Here is a 17,760-nt window from a genome sequence, read left to right on the forward strand (position 1 = left end):
ACGGCGCGCGCCCTCCCTGAGTCACGGCCGAATCGACCCAGGGTACACCGTTTCGCGCCACCCTCCGTCCATTGCGCGACAGGCGTCGCGGGCGTCAGGCGGAATCGCGGGGCGACGCTCAGCCCGGAGGGTCCGTCGGGACCGGCTCGATCGGCGGCCCGGGGATCGTCCCCGGGTCGGTGCCCGGATCCGTGACCTCGCCTTCGGGTGGCGGCGGCACGGACTCCTCCTCGACCGGAGGCGGCGGCTCGACCACCTGGGGAGGCGTCCAACTGTCGCGACGGATCTGCGACCTCAGGTCGAGAACGCGCTGGTTCTCCGCGCGCAGCGCATCCACCGCCTGGCCGTACAAGACCAGCTGGGCCAGGCCGCTCTCTCCTCGACCCTGCGCGACCCCCACGTCATCCGCAGTGACGCGGACTGCCTCCCGGTACGACTCGACCGCGGCGAGGTTCTCGTCGACGACCTCGGCGGCGGACGCCGGCAGGGTGGCCCCGAACGTAGCGAGCGCCGCTCTGAAGGCATCCTGGGCGGCAGTCAGTGCCGACCTCGCCTCACGGGTGCGATCGATCGCCTCGTCGATCGCCTCCGATGCCTCGCGCACGTCGTCGAGCGCGGCGGCGACGGAGGCCAGGTCCGTCGGTTCCGGGGTCGCGCGACCGATTTCCACGGCATCGTCCGCGGCCTGGTGTCCGGCGAGCGCGCTGCGGAACGCGTCGAGCGCCTGCACCGCCGTCGCCCGCGCTGCCTCATCGCTCTTGCCCTCCAGACCCGCAAGGGCGGCGTCCGCCTCCGCCGCCAGGGCTGCGGCATCCGTGATGGCGGTGCTGTAGAGCCCCTGCGACGTCTGCAGCGTCACCGCACGATTGCGCACCTCGGCCTCCTGCTGGCGAAGACTCTGCGCAGCCTGGGCGACGTCGTCCTGGGTGGTGCGCTCGACGAGCACGAGCGCGCCGACGCCGACCACCGCCGCGACGGCCACGGTCGCGACGAGAGCGTTCAGCCAGTCAACGGGCGTCCGGCGGCGCGAGCGCTGCCGCCGAGGCCGCGCCGCGGACGTGTCCGCAACAGATGCGGCCGACGCCTGAGGCCCTGGGCCGGGAGCGGCGGCTCCTGCCTCCCCGACGATGTCGGCGAGGCTCGCTCGCCCCTGCGGTGACGCCGCAGGCCTCGCGGCGCCCGCGGCTCCTGCGCCGACCAGGCGCCGCAGTCGCTCGCGTTCCCGGGGGTCGATCCCCGGCCCCGGCGACGCGGTGCGACCCGCCTCACCGAAGAGATCGTCGAGCGTGCTCACCAAGCCTCCCTGGTTCGAATGGACCGGCCGGAGAAGGTGTGCTGCGCGTGTCGGCCGACGTGCACGGCAAGGATACAATCGCCGCAGCGAGCCGCGCGCGCTCACCCCGCGCGCGGTCCTGGTGGTCGCGGCTCTGTGAACGCGCTGAAAGGGACGAGATTTTGGAACTGCGCGACTACGTACGAATCCTGCACCGCAACTGGGTGCTCATCCTCTCTCTCACCGTTCTCGGTGCCGCTGTGGGCTTCGGCTGGTCGCTGCTGAAGACGCCCGAGTACGAGGCCACGACCGAGCTCTACGTGTCGGTGCGATCGACCGACAGCGCCCTCGTGGGCGAGCTGGCGCAGGGCACGAACTACGCACGGCAGGCGGTGACGAGCTTCGTCGACGTGGTGAACAGCGCCGTCGTGCTGGATCGCGTCATCGACGACCTCGACTTGGATGTGACCTCGTCCGAGCTCTCGCGCAATGTGTCGGCATCCGTCCCGCCGAACACCGTCATCATCTCCGCCACCGTCACCGATGAGGACCCGGGTAAGGCCGCGGCGATCGCGAACTCGGTTGGCGCGAATTTCGCCGACGTCGTCGTGAATGAGCTCGAGAAGCCCGACGGAGAAGCGCCGAGCCTCGTCCGCATCGAGACGATCCAGCCCGCGCTGGTGCCGACCTCCGCGTCCAGCCCCAACGCTCCCCTCAACATCGCCCTCGGCCTGCTGGTCGGCCTCGCCGCCGGCATCGGCTTCGCGGTGCTGCGCACCGTGCTCGACACGCGCATCCACTCGACCCACGACATCGAGCAGGTCACCGACAAGTCGGTGCTGGGCGGCATCGCGTTCGACCCCGACACGAAGAAGCGCCCGCTCATCGTGCACGCCGACCCGATGAACCCTCGGGCCGAGTCGTTCCGGACGCTGCGCACCAATCTGCAGTTCGTCGACGTCGATCACGACGGCGGATCGCGGTCGTTCGTGATCACGAGCGCGGGCCCCGGCGAGGGCAAGTCGACCACCACCGCGAACCTCGCGATCGCGCTCGCCGAGACCGGAGCCCGCGTGGCGCTGGTGGACGGCGACCTGCGCCTGCCGAAGGTCGCCGAGTACATGGGCATCGAGGGCGGCGTCGGTCTCACCGACGTCCTCATCGGACACGCAGAGCTGAGGGACGTCCTCCAGCGCTGGGGGCGCGGCAAGCTCTTCGTGCTGCCGGCCGGCCGCATCCCCCCGAACCCGTCGGAGCTTCTCGGCAGCCAGGCGATGCAGAAGACCCTGCACGCGCTGACCGAGGCGTTCGACTACGTCCTCGTCGACGCCCCGCCGCTGCTCCTCGTGACCGACGCGGCCGTCGTCTCCAAGTTCACGAGCGGCGCCATCCTCGTGGCCGCGTCCGGTTCGACGCGCAAGCCGCAGCTGGAGGGCGCCGTGAAGGCACTGGACGGCATCGGCAGCCGCCTGCTCGGCATCATCGTCACGATGCTGCCGACGAAGGGCCCCGACAGCTACGGCTACGGCAGCTACACCTACAGCGCGACGCACGACATCCGCGAGAAGGGTCAGACGCGCGCCGAGCTGCGCAAGGCCCGCGCCGCGGAGGCGTGATGACGTTCCGCATCCTCACGGTCTGCACCGGCAACGTCTGCCGCAGCCCGCTCGCCGAGCAGCTGCTGCGCGCGCGGCTCAACCCGTCGATCGTCACCGTCAAGAGCGCCGGAGTGAGCGCGCTGGTGGGGGTCGGCATGCCCGAGCCGGCGCTCGAGTGGGCGAATCGCCTGGGAGTGACGGATGCCGCGTCCCACGTCGCGCAGCAGGTGACCGTCGAGCTGATCCGCGGTGCGGATCTCGTACTGGCGATGTCGCGCGAGCATCGGCGCGCCCTCGTGGAGCTGACTCCGGCGGCGACCCGGAAGACCTTCACCATCCGCGAACTCGCCCACATCGCGGCGGGGATCGGCGACGACGAGCTTCGCGCCGAGGTCGCCGGATCGACGGACGCGGTGGAGGCGCTTCGCGCAGCGGTGGACCTGGCTTCGGCGCTTCGTGGCGTGGTCGAGCCGGTCGCCTCCCCCGACGACCTCGATGTGATCGACCCCTACCGGCAATCCGCCGCGGTGTACGAGCAGTCGGCGACGCAGCTCGCCCCCGCGGCCGACGCCGTGGCACTGTTCCTCGCCCGCGCCGTCACTCCTCGCTGAGCGGCCGAGCCTCGCGAACCGACTTCGAGTGGTGTCATCCGTTCGGCGGACACCAGCGTCAATTCGCGACACCGGAGGTTCCGGATCGCGCCAAGCACGCGCGGGCGGCTCAGCGCCGCGGCGCCCCCCAAGTAGCCTCCTGAAGACAAGGGAGGGTTCGCAGGCGACCTCAACAGGCGCCCTGTTACACCGCGCCCGAGTGAGTCTCCTGGCGCCGGATCGCATAAGGGGGCTCCGTGACAGTTGATGTGAACGTCGAATCATCCCTCCCGGTCGCGCCGTCTCCCGCGTCCTCGGCGTTACCGGCACGCCATCCCCGTGACTCCGACCCGCTCGTCGACACTTCCCGAGAGACGGCCCACCACGAGCGTCCCGCGGCGGCGCCAAGGAGCTGGGCGACACGCTACGCGCGTCGGCTCTGGGCCAGCGACCTCCTCGTCCTCATCACGGTCGTCTATGGGACGCAGCTCGTCTGGTTCGGCACGGGAAGCGCCGAGGTCGCGATCCGCGCCGACAGTCGCCTGACGGACGTGTCGTACTGGGTCTTCTCGGCCGTGCTCATGACCCTGTGGATGATCGGCCTCACCATGGCCGACTCTCGCAGCTCGCGAGTGGTCGGCACGGGCTCGACCGAGTACGTGCGGGTCGCGAACGCGAGCTTCGTGGTGTTCAGCGTCGTGATCATCGCCTCGTTCCTGCTGCGACTGGACGTCGCGCGCGGCTACCTTCTGATCGCACTGCCGGCGGGCGCGCTGCTGCTGCTCGCCGAACGGTATGTCTGGCGTCGCTGGCTCCTCGCCCGGCGCGCGAGAGGCGAGTACTCCGCCCGGGTGCTCCTGGTGGGCTCCGACGCCTCGGTGGCGCAGATCGCCCATGAGCTCCAGCGCTCTCCCCGAGCCGGCTACCACGTCGTCGGCGCCTGCGTGCCGACCGGGCGCGTGGCCGCCACCATCGAGGGCTCGGACGTGCCCGTCATGGGCAATGTGAACGACGTCGCCGGCGCCATGGCGGCCGTCGGCGCCGACACCGTCGTCGTGACGAGCACCGACGAGCTGCCGCCGTTCAAGGTGAAGCAGATCTCGTGGGGACTGGAATCCGGTCGGCAGCACCTCGTCCTGGCGCCGAGCATCGTCGACATCGCGGGCCCCCGCATCCACACGCGTCCCGTCTCCGGTCTTCCGCTGATCCACGTCGAGACGCCCCGGTTCAGCAAGGGCCAGCTGTTCCTCAAGCGCGCGACCGACCTGACGGCGAGCCTTGCCGGAGTCATCCTCCTGAGCCCGCTGCTGGCGTTCCTCGCCGTCTCGGTGCGGCTGTCCAGCGATGGCCCGGTGTTCTTCCGTCAGACCCGGATCGGGCTCGGCGGGCGCGAGTTCACGATGCTCAAGTTCCGCTCCATGGTGCAGAACGCGGAGGAGCTCCTGCCCCAGTTGCAGGAGCAGCAGCGCGACGTCGGCAACGAGGTGCTGTTCAAGATGTCGAACGACCCGCGGGTGACCCCCGTCGGTCGCCTCATGCGCAAGTACAGCCTCGACGAGCTGCCACAGCTCTTCAACGTGATCGGCGGCTCGATGTCCCTGGTCGGTCCGCGGCCGCCGCTCGCGAGCGAGGTGGAGCAGTACGCCGACCACGTGCATCGCCGGTTCCTCGCCAAGCCCGGCATCACCGGCGCGTGGCAGGTGAGCGGCCGATCCACCCTCTCGTGGGAGGACTCGGTGCGCCTCGACCTCTCGTACGTGGAGAACTGGACGCTCCTGGGCGACCTCCTGATCATCCTGAAGACCGGCAAGGCCGTCCTGGCCCCCGGTTCGACGGCCGCCTGACTACGACGCCCCCACGAGAATTGGAGAAACGGATGCCTCACGTCGCAATCATCGGCACCCGCGGATACCCCAGCTACTACGGAGGGTTCGAGACCGCGGTGCGCAAACTCGCTCCCTACCTCGTGGAGCACGGCTGGAAGGTGACGGTCTACTCGCGAGAAGGCGCGGTTCGCACGAATGACCCCGATCTCGACCCACGAGTCAATGTCGTGTACACGCGCGGCCTTGAGAAGAAGTCCATGAGCACCCTCAGCTACGGTTTCACCGCTTCCCGCGACGCCATCAAGCGGGGTGCCGACGTGGCACTGGTGATGAACGTGGCCAACGGATTCTTCCTGCCGATGCTGAAGCGCTCCGGCATCCCCACCCTGGTGAACGTCGACGGCATCGAGTGGGTGCGGGCCAAGTGGGGCCTTCTTGCGCGCACGGTGTTCAAGCGCGGTGCAGCGCTCACCGCCCGCTACGGTGACGAGCTGGTGTTCGACGCGAAGGCCATCGCCCAGTTCTGGAAGACCGAGTTCGGGCGCGACGGCGCCTTCATCCCCTACGGCGGAGACCCTGTCGAGAGCCTGCCTGTCGAGCCTGGGTACACCTCGGGCGAGTATGCACTGATCGTCGCCCGATTCGTGCCCGAGAACACGGTGCCGGAGTTCGTCGAGGCGGCGCGGCGGATCTCACGCACGCATAAGGTCGTCTTCGTCGGCTCGACCGGCTACGGCGGAGAGCTCGATGAGCAGGTCCGCGAGCTGGCCGAGTCCAACCCGAACGTGGCGTGGTTCGGTCATGTCGCCGACGATCGGCGGCTCTTCGCTCTCTGGCAGCACGCCGGCGCGTATTTCCACGGGCATAGCGTGGGCGGAACAAACCCCGCTCTCGTGCAGGCGATGGCCGCCGGTGCGCCGGTGGTCGCGCGGGACACCGTGTACAACCGCGAGGTGCTCGGCGACGAGGGCACATTCACGCAGCACTCCGCCAAGTCGATTGCACGCGCGGTGCTCGAGATGCTGAACTCGCGCGAGCAACAGGATCAGGCACGCGAGATCTCGCGCGTGCGCGCGGAGGCAGAGTACACATGGACCGCCGTCTGTGCCCGCTATGAGTCCGCGCTCCGCGCGCTCCACGAAGGCACTTCTACCAACGCACTCCCCAACGACGCGCGTCAGCCCGCCCCAACGCGCTGACGACGAGAGCTGGTCGCTGGTGCGTCACCGGCGAACAGCGAATTCAATGACACATGCGGCTCCCGCGCGTCGTGCAAGCCGATACCGGCAGACGGTCGGTGCGCTCGCGATCGTCGTGTCGGTTGTTCTCGCTGCGTCGATCGGCGGCCTGCCGCTCTACGTCTTTCCCCACACCGACGATCCGCAGCATGCCGAGGTCGCCCTCGTACTCGGAACTCCGACGCGCGCTAAGGTGCAACTAGCGCAAGAGCTCGCCGAGTCGGGAGTGGTAGACAGGGTAGTCATCTCCGTCGCCCGCTACGGCACGTGGGCCGGGCACAACCTCACCGTGTGCACGGCAGAACTGAGATACAACGTCGATTGCTACACACCGGTGCCTCACACCACACAAGGTGAGGCCCGGATGTTGCTGAAGCTCTCTCAGGGCTGGAGGTTCGACTCGGCCGTTATCATCGCGGCGACCCCTCACATCAGCCGTGCGCGCATGCTCTTCGAGCGGTGCTTCCGAGGCGATCTGTATATGGTCGACGCCGCTGGACCGCGCACTACATCTCAGTGGGTCGGACAGTACCTATATCAAACGGGGGCCTTCGCCAAGGCGCTGCTCGATCCGGCCTGTTAGTGCCAGAACTCAGCGTCGATGACGGACAACACGTCCGCCTCGGCCCTCGACTTATTCCCACGCGACCTTGCCGTGACCCGAAGCCGTGGTCCACGGCACCGCGGCCGGAGCAGCGCTCCCAGCTCCTACGCGGTGCCGGTGAGAAGCTGCTCGGCGGGCGGGCCCCCCAGGCTCACTGCGAGACGATCTAGCTCATCCCGCAGCAGCACACGCAGCTCTGCGACCCGCCGATTCTGAAGGGCGAGCTGGTCGAGACCGTTCTGCAGTAGATCGTCCACAGAATCACGCAGGCCGTCGCCTTCGAGGCGGTCCACCCGATGACAGTACTGGTCCGCCTCGACCGAGGCCATGAAGTCACGGCACTTCGGCCGATACTCCAGCGATACGGTCGGCACTCCGACGGCGACTGCGAGCACGCAGGCGTGGAGGCGGGTTCCGACGACCAGCCGCGCCCCACGCAGAAGATCCATCAGCTCGTCGGTCGTCGCCGGGGAATGATGCCGCAGCGATCCGCCGAGCTGTGCGATGGCCACGTTGTTCTTCGGCGTATCCTCTGGCTCCATCGAGACGAACTCGATCGTGTGTCCCGCACGGATCAGGTCGGCGACCACTGGGATCACATGCGCCGACCAGTCGAGCCCCTTACCGCCCCACTGGTCTTCGCCGTGCGTGAGGTTCACGAGGATCGGGCCATCGTCGTTGACTCGCGGCGTGAGATCGGCTTCGCCGAGGAGGAGCGCGGGGTCGCCGACGATCGGAGCATCGATTCCGACCGAGGCGAGGATCTCGCGCGAGCGTGGTCCTCGCACTGTGACCGAACCGAACCGCTCAAGGATCGAATGCCACTGCGTGAGTTCATCTCGCGAGGTGTACTGACCGTCGCCACGAAAGTCGGGGTCTTCGACTCCGGCGCCGAGCATGACCGAGGTATTCGGGTTCAGCAACAGCCGCGTTCGACGGATGTGGTGGCGCCAGATGGTGCGTCCCAACACAGTGCCGCCGCCGAGAAGCATCGGCGCGCGCCGGTGCGCGATCAGCCGACCGGAAGCCGCCACCCTGATCACTTCGGTCTTCTTCACCGGCATCCGCCACAGATCATACTCAGGGAGGAAGCGGCGGTAGACCTCGAGGATGGCGTCGTCCCCGAGGTTGCCGTGACCGGCGAACCCGAGGTACGTGATCGATTTCTTCATTCGTCGTCCTTCCTCTCGTCCCGGTTCAGCCGACCAGCTGAGCGGCCAGATCCGCCCATCCGCGGCGAGCCGATCGATAGTTCTCTTCGGCAATCCGCGACATATCGTCGCCGGACAGCGTCGATGTCGTCGAGACGGCCTCCAGCCATTCCTCCGCCGACGCGTGCGGACGCACGAGCGCCGGCGACTCCGAGCCATAGATCTCGGACAGGAACCCGTTTGCGGCGCCGACCACGGGGGTTCCCACTTCCAAAGCACGAATCGCCACCCCCGACTGCCAGTAACGCTGATAGGGGATCAGCACAACGGCAGAGGTCGCAAGCAGAGTGTCGAGTTCGGATTCCGACACGAACTCATCCCGCACGTTCCAGCCGTCCACGGCCGGCCACCCTCGTCCGACGATTTCGGCGGAGTAACCGCCACGTCGCAACAACCCGCCCAACCGCGCCAGCAAGTCGAGGTCTCGGGCCGGCTTGTACTGACCGAGCACGCGGACTGTTGCAGTTTCGGCTCGCCCCCCGAACCGAGGCGAGACCATGGGGTGCGGGACGAGCGTGACATTCGCGTAGCCCAGCTCGCGGAGTGTTTCTTCGGCGGCATGAGAGTGCGCCACGGGAAGCATCGCGGAGCGCCGGGATGCCCGGACGCCCAGCGCGATGGAGCGACGGTCGTACCCGATCTGACGCCGGATCGGGATCGGGTCGTGAAAGACTACGGCGCTTCTGGGGACGCGGCGCGAACCCAGCAACTCGAGGTGCCCGACTACCGGCCAGAACTCGATGAACGGCGCCTTCAGCCCGCGAAGCGCGCGCAGGTGGCGCTGCGCCGCGATCCCCTTCGCCACAAAGCTGCTCTTGCCGATCTCCGCGGACTGCACCGGCAGTGTCTGGGTCCGATACCCCTCCGCAGTGAGCACATCTTCGACCTCGCCCGAGTAGTGGAGCAAAGCGTTGGGCAGCGGATTCAACAGGCCCAGTGGCGATCGCTGGTCCGCCGTCATTGCTTGCCCTTCCGTCGTGAGCGGTACGTGTCCATGACCTGTCTGACCGAGCCCCTGAGGAACAGGGCTCCGAGCCCGCCCAGGAAGAGACCCGTCACCGCGATGCCTACCAGAACGTAGATCCAGGGCAGGTTCTCCAGCGGCCAGATCCATGTGATCGCGCCGTATCCGGCGATCGCGCTGACGATGCCGATGGCGAACGGCTTGAGGAAGATGACGCTGTACTTCCACACATCGATCTGCAAAGCCCGGCGAAGAGCCCAGAGCCGGACAGGCCACCACACCAGCTGCCGCACTGAGACGGCGATCGCGACGCCGACCACGCCGAACGGAAGCGCCGCCACCACGAAGAGGATGCCGACGATCGCCTGACCGAACGTGAGGCCGAGCGCCAGACGATTGCGGCCGACGGCGACGAGAGCGCTCCGGTCGAACACCGCGATGGCGTTAACCGCCCCCAAGACGCAGAGCATCTGAACGAGCAGTCCCGCCTCACCCCACTGCGACCCGAAGATGAGGGGTACTGCCTCTTGGGCGACTGCAGCGAGAACGGCGAAAGCCGGGATCGCGATCACACAGCTGATGGAGGTGAGTCTGTACAGCCAGCGTCGCAACGCGTCATTGTCATGCTGCAGACGAGAGAAGGTCGTGAGAGAAATCGACGAGAGCACCGAGGAGAAGAGCTCGATCATGATCGAGATGATCCGCATCGCGAACGCGTAGTAGCCCAGCGCCGTGGCGTCGAGTGCTGCACCGACGATGAGCTTGTCCGACTGCGAGTTGAGAAATCCGACCAACTCGATTCCGACCATGCTGAATCCAGTCGGCCACAAGTCGCGGGCAGCCGCGAGGGAGACCTGGAACCGCGGTCGCCACGTTGTCGCCATCCACAGCATGAGCACGCCCACGAAGGCCGTCACGAGCACCTGGATCACCAAGCTCCATACGCCTAGTCCGACGGCAGCCGCGACGACCGCCAGGATGCCTCCGATCGTGGTAGCCACGACACGCCGCCGGGCGAGTGCCCGGAACCCAAACTCCCGCTCCAGCAGAGCCTGCGGCACCGACGAGAACGCGTAGAGAATAAGGCCGATGCTCATCACCTGGATGACGACCGCCAGCTCCGGCTCGTTGACGATGGCGGCAATGAACGGTGCGGTGCCGACCAGGAGCCCGCCAAACGCGACGGAGCCGGCGACTGAGATCCAGAAAGCGGTGTTCGAATGGATATCGTCGATCTCGGCGCGCTGCACCAGCGCCCGTCCGAACCCCTGGTCGACGAAGACGTTCAGGAACGTCATGAACACGGTGGCTAGTGCGACGAGACCGAACTGCTCCGGAGTGAGGAGCCGGCCCAGGATAAGAAGGACAGCGAGAGACACGAGCCGCGTCGACCACTTCTCCACGATGGCCCAGCCCATACTGCTGGCCGCGTGCTTGCCGACGTTCATCCCGCGTGACCGCGTGCTTCTTCAGATTTCCGGACGGAGTTAGGAAGTTCCCTGGCAAGCGGGTCCGTGCTCCAGATCATCGCGCCCGCAACGCCGAGAAGAATGATCATCGATGGGTTGGACTCGAGCCCATTGAATCCGGCGATACTCACGGCGACAGCAACGAGCGCTCCGAGTCCTGCGTACCTCTGACGCACGAGCCCGGCGACGCCGCTCAGAAGAAGGATGACGATGAAGAGCAGCGCACCGGCAACACCGATGCTCACGAGAAGCTGCAGGTATCCGCTCTCTACAAGAATCTGGTAGCTGTCGAGCGCTCTGACGGTGTCGGCCGAGGTTCCCGGGCCCGCACCCACCCATCCGGATTGGCGTGCGGCCTCGAAAGAGAGCATGATCGCCCACTCGCGGGCCTCGGAAGAAGAGGACGCCTCAGACGACAGCGTCCGCTCGGCAAATGCCCCGGACTGGAATGCCCATCCGAGTGCTGCCGCGACCGCGAGCACCATCCCGAACCGCAGGATGCTCGACACCCGCCGCGATCTCACCACTCCGATCAAGAGGACGGCCGCAGACGCGACGGCGGCAGCTGCGAGTCCCGACCGGGAGACCGTGGTGATGACGCCGCCGAGCGCGAGGGCTGCGACGACCAGATGGATCTTCCGCGGGCCCTCCAGGAACCGTCCGAGCGCGAGAGCGAGACCAGCGGACAGGAACAGACTCGCGTAGAGCGGGTGACCGAGTGTCGCATGCGACCTGTACACGGACCACCGCTGGATGTCGCTCTCTCCGAGCGCCTCATAGAGGGGCGTATAGATGATGTTGGCGCTAAGAGCGAACTCGATGATCGCGTAGGCACCGACCAGTCCCGCCATCACCAGCCACGTGTTGACGAGGACTCGCGACGTGGCACGGTCGGCCAGCAGAGTCGGTGCCATGAAGAGGATCACCACTGCGCCCACCCAGGTGAGGCTCTCTCCCCACGCCCGGCCGATCACGGTCACGAACAGCAGCCAAACGGTCAGCGCGAGGAACAGGACGGTGAGCCAGGTCCGCGCTTCATCACGCGCGCGTAGCTCGCCGCGACGGCGCATCATTGCGCGGATCGCCCAGACCACCAGGATGAGCATGAGCGGATACACGATATCGACGTTCAGCAGTGCAGCTGTAAATCGTCGAGGTACCAGTACCCAGACGACGAGCGCGATCGCCGGAAGTGATCGTTCCGGAATCAGAGAAAGAACGAGCACTGCAAAGAGGGCCGTCACAACGACGACCCCGGTCCGGCCGGCGCCGAGCGAGAGCCAGACGGTGACGATCACCGCAACCGCCGCCCCGATCGGCACGAGGACGCGAGCCTTCACGCGGAGAGCGACCCGTCCCGAACGAGGCGCAACGCGGAGTACCGCGCCTGGGCGTCCGCCGTGGCCTCCGTCAACTGCTGGACGAAGGCCGTCGATCGTGTCGCCGGCTGCGGCGTCGGCTTCGCGACGCGGAGGCGGGCACGGCGGTAGCGAAGTTCAGCGAGGAGCGGTCGCTTGTAGGTCTCTCGCAGCGGGCCGGTGTAGTGGCGGATAAAGTCGTCCAGCTCGCGGTCCGCGGTGTTGTTCCAGCGACGGTCCAGTTCTTCGACGCCGCCGAGCTCGGACGTGACGAAGATCACGTTTCCGTTCTCGTACTTGAGGTTGGCACGTGCTTCATCCGGGATCTCCTCAACGATGCTGCCCATGACGCGCCGGAAGAACTGTCGCGACACCTCGGAGTTGCGTACGAGGATCACGCCCGAATTAACGCGGCCGGAACGGCCGTTCACCATGCCGATCGACTCCGTCTTGAGCGCGTCGCGGAAGTCAGGAGCGGTGGAGCGCACCTCGGCGTCAGCGTCGATGAAGCCGACCCACTCGTAGCCGGACTGGAGCGCGCCCAGCAACACCGGGATCTTGAGCCAGGCGCTGATCGCTGTATCGGGCATCCGCTTCGGCTCGATGATGGCCTCGTACTCGGCGCCGAGTCGTCGCGCATAGGCTCGGTGAGATTCGATACACCGCTCATAGGCGACGTCGTAACCGTTCTGACCGACTGTGAAAAGCAGCGTCGTCATCATTGTCCCTATCGTTCGATGGGCACAGTCGCCCAGAGGTCGCCGGGGAATGCGCTGGTGAGGGGCTCTGGGTCCCACGCGATCGGGGTGCTCCCGCGGGCTACTCCGTCGATAGCCGACTGCACATCCGAGGCGATCCGGTAGTCGCCGGGCCCGCGCCCGGTACCTGTGAAGTAGTCGTCGTACTTGAAGGTCGGCTCGACACCCGACTCGAATGCGAGGGCGGGAATGCCGAGCGCCTCGGCGATCACGATCGCGTGCAACGACGTTCCCACCACTGCCTCGCTCTGCGCGATCGCGCGAATCACTTTCATCGGATCACCGAGCGGACTCACAAAGCCCGGAATCGATCGGTACTGCTTATGTTCGTTGAAGTTCGGCACCACGGCGACCTTGCGCGTCTTGGTATTCGCCCAATCGCGCACTTCAGGGAACAGATGGGGAATGAGCAGGGCCGGGTCGCCGTAGACCTCCGGAACGTCGATACCCATCCGCGTCAAGTACTCCGCAGTCCGGAGCCCTCGAACTGCACGCACATCGATCTGGGCGAAGCGGTGCTGCTCCTGGCGCTTCTTTCCGTTCACCCCGGATCCCCAGACGACATCGCCGTCACGCGCTTCGTGAAGCACCGAGCCGACGGAGAACAGCGTCACGTCGTCGCGTTCCGGCGCGTTCTTCGAAGAAGGCACCCCGCGCTTCATCCCGTTCACGACCATCGGGCCGAGCATGTCGCCGAAGTTGGAGAGTCGGGGCCCGAACTTGACGTAGTCGCCGAACCGACCGGGCAGCAGCGATCGCCGGGGATTCCAGTGGTAGAGCTCAACCATGGACGTTCATCCCGTCTCGGTTGACGATGCTCCGGTAGAGCTCTGAGTAGCGGTGCCCGATCCGGGGCCATGCGCGTTCGTCACCGAGTCCGCCGACGGGTGCTTCGTCGGCGCCGAGGCGCGAAGCGGCCTCGACCAGTACGTCCGGCGTAAGCGGGGCTTGGTAGGTCATGACTCGATCGGCGCCGAACTCCTGGGCGAGCTCCACCGAGGTCGGCGACTCGGGCAGCAGTAGCGGCCGACCCAGCGTCAACGCGAGAAAGGCCGCACCCGAGTTGTAAAGATCTTTGTACGGTAACACGACGAACTGTGCGCGCCGCACGTGATGTGCAAGATCGGAGTCAGTCAGTTCGCCGACGTGAAGATTCACGTTGGCCACCTCAGCTGCTCGTGTCTCCAGAGTTCGCGCGTAGGACGGGTCGTCGGCCCGGCCGACCACCTCGAGCCGCAAGTCCTTTGCCACTCGGAATAAGTCGATCAGCCCCTCGACGCCCTTGTACGGGCGCAAGCTTCCGAAGAGGATCACGCGCCCCTCTTCGGAGGTCACCTGGGCGATGTCGCTCACGCCACCGGCGGTGGAGCGGTAGTCACCATGAGGGATGATGGCGTCACCGTCGCGGAAATCTGTTCGGCAGCTGTCGACCCGGTTCATGAAGACGCGCGCAGCGGCCCGCGAAACGAACCTTCGGTAGGCCCTCATTCCAAGACGGCCAAGACCATCGTGAGGCGCTTGATTGTGAAAGGTCACCAACCACGGCTTGCGTCGCAGACGCAGACGGATCGTGAGCAGCTGAAGGAGCGCAACACGCAACGCCCTGTCGGCAGAGTTCCTCCCGGCAAGGAGGTACTCGGGCCAGTGAGCATGAAACACGTCATACGCACCGGTCAGCGCATACTTCCATGTGAATGGAACCGTCGTGATCCCCGCATCCAGCGACCCCACGAGGAGACCGACGAAGGGGTTGCCGCCGGGCCGTGAGTCATTCGGAAGCATCATCACCCGGAGCTGGGCTGAGTCGGGTTGATCAGTCACAGCTTCCGCTCCGTCCTTGCGACCATGGCCGACGACAACAGCGGACCGGCCTAGCCGGCGATCACTCGTCGAATTGGCCGTAACGGAGCCTACTCTAGATGGGTGGACGCTCCCGAGGAGAGCCCACCAACCCGCCCGTCGCTCATTGGATGCATGTGGCGCCAAATGAACCTGATGGGACAGAGACGTTGTCGCACTTTATGACGTTGTCGCGGGTAGCCAGATAGAACATCAGCCCGCCGGTGCCCATCTCGGCCCGGTTGCCGGCGAGAACGTTCCAGGCACCCCAGCCTCCAGAGGTATAGAGCACTCGGAACGCATAGGCACGATCCGTCACGACCACATTAGACATCGCAGTGGCTGTGTTGCCCTTGAACTGGATGGCGGATGAGACTCCGCTCGGCGTCGCACCAGACGCGTGCACGGTGTTGCCGACAACGACCGAGGCGCGTACACCCTCCTTCACCTCGATAGCTTCCGCCGACGTCTCGCTGATCTCATTCCACAGAATGCTCACTCGATCGCTTCGGTCGACGGCGCAGGCGTTGTAAAGACACCAGTTGCCCGAGGATGTGCCGACATAGACGCCCTCTCCATAGCCGGCGTTCGTCAGCCCGGTTCGGGAGATCGTCGAACCAACCAGGATGCTGTCTGTGGTCGAGTTCCGGAAGTGGACTGCCTCATCTCCGATGTCTGTGATGGTCAGATCGGCGAGCGTGACGTCATCCGCGCCCACGACCATGATGCCTTTGAGGGACTGTTGAACAGCGAGTCCGGCGATGACGATGTGGGATCCACTGATGTAGAGGCCGGTACCGCGCGTCAATGTTCCTGGCCGGATAACACTCTCCGTCGAACCGCAGATCCAGATGGGGTCGGACGGGTCGCCGCTCGCGCTGATCGAGAAGCTGCCTTCGTACGAACCTGGTGCGAGTGCGATCACACTCCCAGGCCGGGCCGCCGCAAGCGCAACTTTGAGCTGATCGGCGCTCGCGACTCGCGTGGTGCTCGCGGGGCAATCCTCGATCCGCCTGATGATCGGTGGAAGATTTCCCTCGACCTGGACGGGCGAGGAGACTGCCGCATTGGATTCCAAGCGGTATCTGTCGAGACCAACGACTCGATATCGATGCGCTGACCCGATGGGCAGCCCGAGGTCGTCGTAGGAAGTCTGCGCCGCGTCGAGCTCGGCGATCAGAACAGCATCGCGGTAGACCAGGAAATGAGTCGTGCGAGTACTGGCGGGCTTGTCCCAGGACACGCGCACTCCGCTCTGGTACGGCTGCGCCGCCAACCCCGTGGGAGTTGGGGGGACGGTTGAAGGCGGGACCACGATCGCGTCGATCACGACCGACGAGCCCGAGCTGAGAGGGTTCCTACTACTCGTCCAAACGACGTCCATTCGATGGAGTCCAGCGGGCAGGCTGGTGGTCTCCCATACGACTTGCTGGTAGGTGTTGGCCGGTGAGTAGCGGTCTACAACGGCTTGCAGCGTGCCATCGATATATATCTCGGCTTTCCCCGACTTCGGTCCTGTCCGCGATACCCACCTCACGGAGCTTCCGTCAAACATGAAGGACGCGACCGCGTCTGCAAGGGCGTAAACGGAAGCACCGCCCGAATCAGCACTGTGGGCTGTACGCACCCACCCGCCAGTGAGCCGAACCTGTGCGGCGTCTTCCTGGTATGTTCCGACCTTTGCGGGTAGGCCCAGCACGAACGCGACATCAGACGTGCGCGCCGATTCGTTCCCGAACACGTCGACTGCTGCGACAGCGTAGTGAACGGTTTCGCCAACCAAAGGCGGTCCGTCTGTGTAAACCGTGGCATCAGCGGGAAGCTCGGCGATCAGTTGCGAGTTGACGGTATCGGTCTTGTATACGCGGTACGCGCCGATGTTCGGACTGGACGACTTGGTCCAGGTCAACTTCGCGCGCCCCTCCACGGGATTCACCTCGAGTTCCTGCGGCGCAGGCGGCTTCTGCGTGGATGGAACCACGAACGAATCGAATGAAAGCGAAGGGTTGACGCTCACCGCTGGGTTCCGCTGTGGAGACCAGTCCACTCGGATCGTGTGCTGCCCGGCACTGAGACTCGAGGTCGACCATATGACCTGCTGGTGCTCGGTCGTCGGCGAGTATCTGTCGACGCTCGCCACGCGCACCCCGTCGATCGTGATGTCGGCGAAGCCCGAGCTCGGCGTTCGGCGGCCCACGAAAGACACAGCGGGCCCTTGGAAGGTCAGCGAGACGCTCGAACCTGTAGTCGTCGCGTAGCTCGATGCACCCGCCGAATCCCTTGTGTGGGATGTTCGGGTCCAGTGCCCGGAGAACGCGAGCTGTGGATCGTCTTCCTCGTACGTCCCGACGCCGGCCGCCGAGCCCACTGCAAGAGGGATGCTGCTAGACAGCTGAGACTCGTGGCCCCAGCCGTCGCGTGCTGTGACCGCGTACTCGTAGGACAGCCCGATCTGCGGGGAGGTGTCCACGAACCCAGTCTCGTTGCCGCCAACGCTACCGATCGAGCCCCAATCTTGACCTTCGGATCTGCGGAAGATGTTGAAAGCCTGTGCGGCAAATCCTGCAGCAGGAGTCCAGGAGATCCTCGCATGGTCCGCGGCGGCCACCCCTACCAAATTCTGAGGAACCACCGCATCACGGTCGAAAACGACAAACGCATCGAGGACGATCGACGTGGCGGTCGTCGTCACTGCAGGGTTTCGGCCCGCGGTCCAAGCCAGGCGCACCACGTGCGGCCCCGACGAAAGTCCGTCAGCCCGCCACATGACGTGCTGGTACACGTTCGACGGCGAGTACATGTCAAACTCGCCGACCGTCTGGCCATCGAGCTCAACTTGCGCGATTCCAGCGCTTGGCGTCTTCCGGGAGACGATCGCGATCGCACTGCCATTGAACGTAATGCTGGCGGCGGCCGAACCGGTGGCATACACGGCGCCTCCTCCCGAGTCTCGGGAGTTGCGTACCGGATTCCAGGTTCCCTCATCGAGACCGACAGCCTCACTGCCCTCTTCGTAGGTTCCGCTACCGACT

The 17,760-nt window shown here is 66.0% G+C and carries 14 protein-coding genes; 5 read left to right on the forward strand and 9 right to left on the reverse strand.

Annotation, left to right across the window (positions count from 1 at the left end; genetic code table 11):
- Window positions 1-118: 118 nt before the first annotated feature.
- Window positions 119-982, reverse strand: coding sequence for a hypothetical protein (locus tag ACZBH1_RS03495; protein WP_463645525.1), 864 nt, complete (start codon window positions 980-982; stop codon window positions 119-121).
- Window positions 983-1,455: 473 nt separating this feature from the next.
- Here ACZBH1_RS03495 and ACZBH1_RS03500 point away from each other — a divergent pair, with 473 nt between their 5' ends.
- The 5 genes from ACZBH1_RS03500 (at window position 1,456) to ACZBH1_RS03520 (ending at window position 7,108) form a co-directional block, all read left to right on the forward strand.
- Complete coding sequence (locus tag ACZBH1_RS03500) at window positions 1,456-2,889, forward strand: tyrosine-protein kinase domain-containing protein (RefSeq protein ID WP_463645526.1); 1,434 nt, start codon at window positions 1,456-1,458, stop codon at window positions 2,887-2,889.
- Complete coding sequence (locus ACZBH1_RS03505; RefSeq protein WP_463645527.1) at window positions 2,889-3,482, forward strand: arsenate reductase/protein-tyrosine-phosphatase family protein; 594 nt, start codon at window positions 2,889-2,891, stop codon at window positions 3,480-3,482. Before ACZBH1_RS03500 ends, ACZBH1_RS03505 begins: the two co-directional genes overlap by 1 nt.
- A 236-nt stretch (window positions 3,483-3,718) precedes the next feature.
- Window positions 3,719-5,305 (forward strand): sugar transferase, encoded by a 1,587-nt coding sequence (locus tag ACZBH1_RS03510; RefSeq protein ID WP_463645528.1) that lies wholly within the window; start codon window positions 3,719-3,721, stop codon window positions 5,303-5,305.
- A 32-nt stretch (window positions 5,306-5,337) separates the two neighbouring features.
- Entirely contained in the window at window positions 5,338-6,486 is a 1,149-nt protein-coding gene (locus ACZBH1_RS03515) for a glycosyltransferase (protein ID WP_463645529.1), read from the forward strand.
- 46 nt (window positions 6,487-6,532) lie between these two features.
- Entirely contained in the window at window positions 6,533-7,108 is a 576-nt protein-coding gene (locus ACZBH1_RS03520; protein ID WP_463645530.1) for a YdcF family protein, read from the forward strand.
- 125 nt (window positions 7,109-7,233) lie between these two features.
- On the opposite strand, the gene ACZBH1_RS03525 is transcribed toward ACZBH1_RS03520, so the two are convergent.
- From ACZBH1_RS03525 to ACZBH1_RS03560, 8 genes are all read right to left on the reverse strand, one after another.
- The gene (locus ACZBH1_RS03525) at window positions 7,234-8,301 is read right to left on the reverse strand and encodes a polysaccharide pyruvyl transferase family protein (protein WP_463645531.1); all 1,068 of its coding nucleotides are present in this window, start codon (window positions 8,299-8,301) and stop codon (window positions 7,234-7,236) included.
- A 25-nt stretch (window positions 8,302-8,326) separates the two neighbouring features.
- Window positions 8,327-9,301, reverse strand: coding sequence for a glycosyltransferase family protein (locus ACZBH1_RS03530; protein WP_463645532.1), 975 nt, complete (start codon window positions 9,299-9,301; stop codon window positions 8,327-8,329).
- Window positions 9,298-10,752 carry a lipopolysaccharide biosynthesis protein gene (locus ACZBH1_RS03535; protein ID WP_463645533.1) on the reverse strand — a complete coding sequence of 485 codons (1,455 nt, stop codon included), beginning with the start codon at window positions 10,750-10,752 and terminating at the stop codon, window positions 9,298-9,300. Before ACZBH1_RS03535 ends, ACZBH1_RS03530 begins: the two co-directional genes overlap by 4 nt.
- Window positions 10,749-12,113, reverse strand: a complete 1,365-nt coding sequence (locus ACZBH1_RS03540) for an O-antigen ligase family protein (RefSeq protein ID WP_463645534.1) — start codon at window positions 12,111-12,113, stop codon at window positions 10,749-10,751. The genes ACZBH1_RS03535 and ACZBH1_RS03540 overlap by 4 nt, the downstream gene beginning before the upstream one ends.
- The gene (locus tag ACZBH1_RS03545; RefSeq protein WP_463645535.1) at window positions 12,110-12,853 is read right to left on the reverse strand and encodes a hypothetical protein; all 744 of its coding nucleotides are present in this window, start codon (window positions 12,851-12,853) and stop codon (window positions 12,110-12,112) included. Before ACZBH1_RS03545 ends, ACZBH1_RS03540 begins: the two co-directional genes overlap by 4 nt.
- Before the next feature lie 5 nt (window positions 12,854-12,858).
- Window positions 12,859-13,677, reverse strand: coding sequence for a polysaccharide pyruvyl transferase family protein (locus ACZBH1_RS03550; protein ID WP_463645536.1), 819 nt, complete (start codon window positions 13,675-13,677; stop codon window positions 12,859-12,861).
- Window positions 13,670-14,710, reverse strand: coding sequence for a glycosyltransferase family protein (locus ACZBH1_RS03555; protein ID WP_463645537.1), 1,041 nt, complete (start codon window positions 14,708-14,710; stop codon window positions 13,670-13,672). Before ACZBH1_RS03555 ends, ACZBH1_RS03550 begins: the two co-directional genes overlap by 8 nt.
- A 142-nt stretch (window positions 14,711-14,852) precedes the next feature.
- Entirely contained in the window at window positions 14,853-17,660 is a 2,808-nt protein-coding gene (locus ACZBH1_RS03560) for a hypothetical protein (protein ID WP_463645538.1), read from the reverse strand.
- Window positions 17,661-17,760 lie beyond the last annotated feature (100 nt).

Source organism: Microbacterium sp. ZXT2-5, from assembly GCF_055329545.1.

What these genes read in the sequence shown, in the direction of transcription:
- ACZBH1_RS03505 (WP_463645527.1), top strand. Translation starts at nt 2,889, where the DNA reads ATGACGTTCCGCATCCTCACGGTCTGCACCGGCAACGTCTGCCGCAGC.
- ACZBH1_RS03515 (WP_463645529.1), top strand. Translation starts at nt 5,338, where the DNA reads ATGCCTCACGTCGCAATCATCGGCACCCGCGGATACCCCAGCTACTAC.
- ACZBH1_RS03520 (WP_463645530.1), top strand. Translation starts at nt 6,533, where the DNA reads ATGACACATGCGGCTCCCGCGCGTCGTGCAAGCCGATACCGGCAGACG.
- ACZBH1_RS03525 (WP_463645531.1), bottom strand. Translation starts at nt 8,301, where the DNA reads ATGAAGAAATCGATCACGTACCTCGGGTTCGCCGGTCACGGCAACCTC.
- ACZBH1_RS03530 (WP_463645532.1), bottom strand. Translation starts at nt 9,301, where the DNA reads ATGACGGCGGACCAGCGATCGCCACTGGGCCTGTTGAATCCGCTGCCC.
- ACZBH1_RS03535 (WP_463645533.1), bottom strand. Translation starts at nt 10,752, where the DNA reads ATGAACGTCGGCAAGCACGCGGCCAGCAGTATGGGCTGGGCCATCGTG.
- ACZBH1_RS03545 (WP_463645535.1), bottom strand. Translation starts at nt 12,853, where the DNA reads ATGATGACGACGCTGCTTTTCACAGTCGGTCAGAACGGTTACGACGTC.
- ACZBH1_RS03550 (WP_463645536.1), bottom strand. Translation starts at nt 13,677, where the DNA reads ATGGTTGAGCTCTACCACTGGAATCCCCGGCGATCGCTGCTGCCCGGT.